This is a genomic window from Polaromonas sp. P1_G2, assembly GCF_056405515.1.
The window spans coordinates 1-4,730 of record NZ_JBFUBY010000302.1; the positions used below are offsets into that span (position 1 = coordinate 1).

The window sequence follows — 4,730 nt, forward strand, 5'->3', positions numbered from 1 at the left end:
GCTTCACAAGAGTGGGCGAAGAGGCACCCAAGGTATTTCGTTAGAGAAATTCACAAAGGTTCATCATGGAAATCTCCAAGGCGGAAATCGCTTCCGCGGCAGCAGCGTCTGCACACACAAATTCCCAGGAACTCCGCGGCGCGGAAATCCTCATCAAGTCGCTTCAGGCTGAAGGTGTCAAGTACGTCTGGGGATACCCCGGCGGTGCGGTCCTTCACATTTACGACGCCTTCTACAAGCAGGACTCGATCCAGCACATCCTGGTGCGGCATGAGCAGGCGGCCGTGCACGCGGCGGACGGCTATGCCCGTGCCACCGGCGACGTGGGCGTGGCCCTCGTCACTTCCGGACCTGGCGTGACCAACGCGGTCACCGGGATCGCGACGGCCTACATGGACAGCATCCCGATGGTGATCATCACCGGGCAGGTCCCCACCCACGCCATTGGCCTCGATGCCTTCCAGGAATGCGACACCGTCGGGATCACCCGGCCCATCGTGAAACACAACTTTCTCGTCAAGGACGCGCGGCAGATGGCCGACACCTTGAAAAAGGCCTTTCACATCGCCCGTAGCGGGCGGCCCGGCCCCGTGGTCGTGGACATTCCGAAAGACGTATCCTTCAACAAGGTTCCCTACAGCGGCCACCCGCAAACCGTGGAGATGCGCTCATACAACCCGGTTCGCAAAGGCCACGGCGGGCAGATCCGCAAGGCCCTGCAACTGCTGCTGGCGGCCAAGCGTCCTTACATCTACACCGGCGGCGGCGTGCTGCTGAGCAATGCCTCGCAGGAGTTGCGCACGCTGGTCGACATGCTGGGTTATCCCTGCACCAACACGCTGATGGGCCTGGGCGCCTATCCGGCCAGCGACAAAAAATTCCTCGGCATGCTGGGTATGCACGGCACCATCGAAGCCAATAACGCGATGCAGAACTGCGACGTGCTGCTGGCCGTCGGCGCCCGCTTTGACGACCGTGTGATCGGCAACCCCAAGCATTTCGCGCAGAACGAGCGCAAGATCATCCACATCGATATCGACCCTTCCAGCATTTCCAAGCGCGTGCGGGTCGACATCCCCATCGTTGGCGACGTCAAGGACGTGCTGACCGAACTGATCAGCATGATCAAGGAGTCCGGCCTCAAGCCCGACGCCAACGCGCTGGGCGGCTGGTGGGACACGATCGAAGGCTGGCGCAAGCGCGACTGCATGAAATACAGCATGGGTAAGGGCGACGTCATCAAGCCCCAGCATGTGGTCGAAACCCTCTGGAACCTGACCAAAGACGCCGACACCTACATCACGTCGGACGTGGGCCAGCACCAGATGTGGGCSGCGCAGTACTACAAGTTCGACGAGCCGCGCCGCTGGATCAATTCGGGCGGCCTGGGCACCATGGGCGTCGGCATTCCCTACGCCATGGGCATCAAGCTGGCCAAGCCCGACTCGGAAGTGTTCTGCATCACGGGCGAAGGCTCGGTGCAGATGTGCATCCAGGAGCTTTCCACCTGCCTGCAGTACAACACGCCGATCAAGATCGTGTCGCTGAACAACCGTTACCTGGGCATGGTTCGCCAGTGGCAGGAAGTCGAATACGCAGGCCGCTACAGCAGCAGCTACATGGACGCGCTGCCCAATTTCGTGAAGCTGGCCGAGGCTTATGGGCACGTCGGCATGCTGATCGAAAAGCCGCAGGACGTGGAACCGGCGTTGCGCGAGGCGCGCAAGCTCAAGGACCGCACGGTGTTCATGGATTTCCGCACGGACCCGACCGAAAACGTGTTCCCGATGGTGCAAGCCGGCAAGGGCATTACCGAGATGCTGCTGGGGTCGGAAGATCTCTAGGCCTCAGGCCGCCGCACACCCATTCATTCACCGTCACCTGACGAATCTATTGCCCGCCGAGCCTGCGCATTACCGTGCGCAGGGGAGGGCGGCGAAAAGAGGAATCTTCTTATGAAACACATCATTGCAGTTTTGCTGGAAAACGAGCCGGGCGCTCTTTCCCGCGTGGTCGGCCTGTTTTCGGCGCGCGGCTACAACATCGAAAGCCTGACCGTCGCACCGACCGAGGACCCGAGCCTGTCGCGCATGACGATACAGACCACGGGCTCCGACGACGTCATCGAGCAGATCACCAAGCACCTGAACCGCTTGATCGAAGTGGTCAAGGTAGTGGACCTGACCGAGGGCGCCTACACCGAGCGCGAGCTCATGATGGTCAAGGTGCGCGCGGTCGGCAAGGAGCRCGAAGAGATGAAGCGCATGGCTGATATATTCCGCGGGCGCATTATCGACGTTACCGAGAAAAGCTACACCATAGAGCTGACCGGCGACCAGTCCAAGAACGATGCTTTCCTGGAGGCCATAGACCGCAGCGCGATCCTGGAGACGGTGCGAACCGGCTCCAGCGGCATCGGCCGCGGCGAGCGGATTTTGCGGGTTTGATTTAAGTCGTCCGTGCGCGCGTTTCGACAGGCTCAACGCGAACGGATTTTGAGTGGCGATATGCGTTTACCGTTCGCCCTGAGCCTGTCGAAGGGCATTTTCGCCAATACCTATTCTGGAGAGAAAAATGAAAGTTTTTTACGACAAAGATTGTGATTTGAGCCTGATCAAGGGCAAGACAGTCGCCATCATCGGCTACGGCAGCCAGGGCCATGCCCATGCGCAAAACCTGAACGACAGCGGCGTGAAAGTGGTCGTCGGCCTGCGCAAGGGCGGCGCTTCCTGGCCCAAGGTCGAAAAGGCGGGCCTGAAGGTCGCCGAAGTCGCTGACGCGGTCAAAGCCGCCGACGTGGTCATGATCCTGCTGCCCGACGAGCAGATCGGCGCGGTCTACAAGAACGACGTGGCCCCCAACATCAAGCAGGGCGCTTCCCTGKTGTTCGCCCACGGTTTCAACGTGCACTACGGCGCCGTGATTCCCCGCGCCGACCTCGACGTCTGGATGGTCGCTCCCAAGGCTCCCGGCCACACGGTGCGCAACACCTATGCCCAGGGCGGCGGTGTGCCTCACCTGGTCGCCGTGCACCAGGACAAGTCCGGCAAGGCCCGCGACCTGGCCCTGAGCTACGCCATGGCCAATGGCGGCGGCAAAGCCGGCATCATTGAAACCAACTTCCGCGAAGAAACCGAAACCGACCTGTTCGGCGAGCAGGCCGTTCTGTGCGGCGGCACCGTCGAACTGATCAAGGCCGGCTTCGAAACGCTGGTGGAAGCCGGCTACGCGCCTGAAATGGCGTACTTTGAATGCCTGCACGAACTCAAGCTGATCGTCGACCTGATCTATGAAGGCGGCATCGCCAACATGAACTACTCGATCTCGAACAACGCCGAGTACGGCGAGTACGTGACGGGCCCCAACATCGTGACTTCGGCCACGAAGGACGCCATGCGCAAGTGCCTGAAAGACATCCAGACCGGTGAATACGCCAAGAGCTTCCTGGTGGAAAACCAGGCCGGTGCACCAACCCTGCTGAGCCGCCGCCGCTTGAATTCCGAGCACCAGATTGAAATCGTGGGCGAAAAACTCCGCGCCATGATGCCCTGGATCGCCAAAAACAAGCTGGTTGACCAGACCCGCAACTGATGTAGGCGCCCGTCAGGGCCTTGTCCTGCAAAAAGCCGCGCAAACTTCCTGCGCGGCTTTTTTACTGGCGGGAGCAAATTCGAGAGTGATTCGCGCCATGTGGGCATTTTTCGGTGCCGATCTTGGTATCCTTGGCGCCTTGAGCCGGCAATTGCCTGCCCCAGGCGGAGTGGACCGGCTCCTCGGTGGTGTCCTCGGATGCTATGAATTTAATAGCTGTTTGCGCGCACCAGTTGTGCTTCAGGAGTATTTTTATGCATGATGGCGAAGAGTCCGCGGGCAACAACCCGACGGTGATGGTACGCAAGCGCCGCAAGGGCATTTACATATTGCCCAACCTGTTTACGCTGGCCGCCCTGTTTGGCGGCTTCTACGCCATCGTCAWGGCCATGAACGGGCGCTTCGACCAGGCCGCCATCGGCGTGTTTTGTGCCATGGTGCTCGACAGCCTTGACGGCCGCGTCGCCCGCATGACCAACACACAGAGCGCTTTCGGCGAGCAGATGGACTCGCTCTCGGACATGGTGTCCTTCGGCGCCGCGCCGGCCCTGATCGCCTACGTTTGGGCCCTGACCAGCCTGGGGCGCTGGGGCTGGATAGGCGCATTTGTGTACTGCGCCTGTGCCGCGCTGCGCCTGGCCCGTTTCAACGTGAACACGGCGGTGGTCGACAAGCGTTTCTTCCAGGGCCTGCCGTCCCCCGCGGCAGCGGCCCTGGTAGCCGGGTTTATCTGGTTGATGACCGACGCCGGTATCAGCGGAATGGAGGTACGCTGGGTCACCTTCGGCCTTACGCTTTATGCGGGCCTCACCATGGTCACCAACGTGCCGTTCTACAGTTTCAAGGACGTGCAGATGAAACGCAGCGTGCCTTTCGCGGCCATCGTGCTGATTGCGCTCGGGATCGCCGTCATCAACATCCATCCGCCGACCGTCATGTTCGGCCTGTTCGTTCTTTATGGCTTTTCGGGCTATGTGCTGTATGGCTGGCGCAAGGCCAAGGGCCAGCAGACCAGCGTGATCTCGACCTCCACCGACGAGCCGGACGAGCGCGGCCTCCACAAATAATTGTGGTACATTGACCGGATGAAACGAATTTCGCTAGCACTACTGCTATCTGCCAACGGGCGGAGACGGTAG

The 4,730-nt window shown here is 60.7% G+C and carries 4 protein-coding genes; all 4 read left to right on the forward strand.

Features of this window, described 5'->3' with window-relative positions; translation table 11 throughout:
• Window positions 1-65: 65 nt before the first annotated feature.
• The 4 genes from AC1D0P_RS22040 (at window position 66) to pssA (ending at window position 4,658) form a co-directional block, all read left to right on the forward strand.
• On the forward strand, window positions 66-1,844 hold the full coding sequence (locus tag AC1D0P_RS22040) for an acetolactate synthase 3 catalytic subunit (RefSeq protein WP_477678697.1): 1,779 nt from the start codon (window positions 66-68) through the stop codon (window positions 1,842-1,844).
• A gap of 111 nt (window positions 1,845-1,955) precedes the next feature.
• The gene (gene ilvN / locus AC1D0P_RS22045; protein WP_477678698.1) at window positions 1,956-2,447 is read left to right on the forward strand and encodes an acetolactate synthase small subunit; all 492 of its coding nucleotides are present in this window, start codon (window positions 1,956-1,958) and stop codon (window positions 2,445-2,447) included.
• 127 nt (window positions 2,448-2,574) lie between these two features.
• On the forward strand, window positions 2,575-3,591 hold the full coding sequence (gene ilvC, locus AC1D0P_RS22050; protein ID WP_477678699.1) for a ketol-acid reductoisomerase: 1,017 nt from the start codon (window positions 2,575-2,577) through the stop codon (window positions 3,589-3,591).
• Window positions 3,592-3,845: 254 nt separating this feature from the next.
• The gene (gene pssA, locus AC1D0P_RS22055) at window positions 3,846-4,658 is read left to right on the forward strand and encodes a CDP-diacylglycerol--serine O-phosphatidyltransferase (protein WP_477678700.1); all 813 of its coding nucleotides are present in this window, start codon (window positions 3,846-3,848) and stop codon (window positions 4,656-4,658) included.
• Window positions 4,659-4,730: the final 72 nt, after the last annotated feature.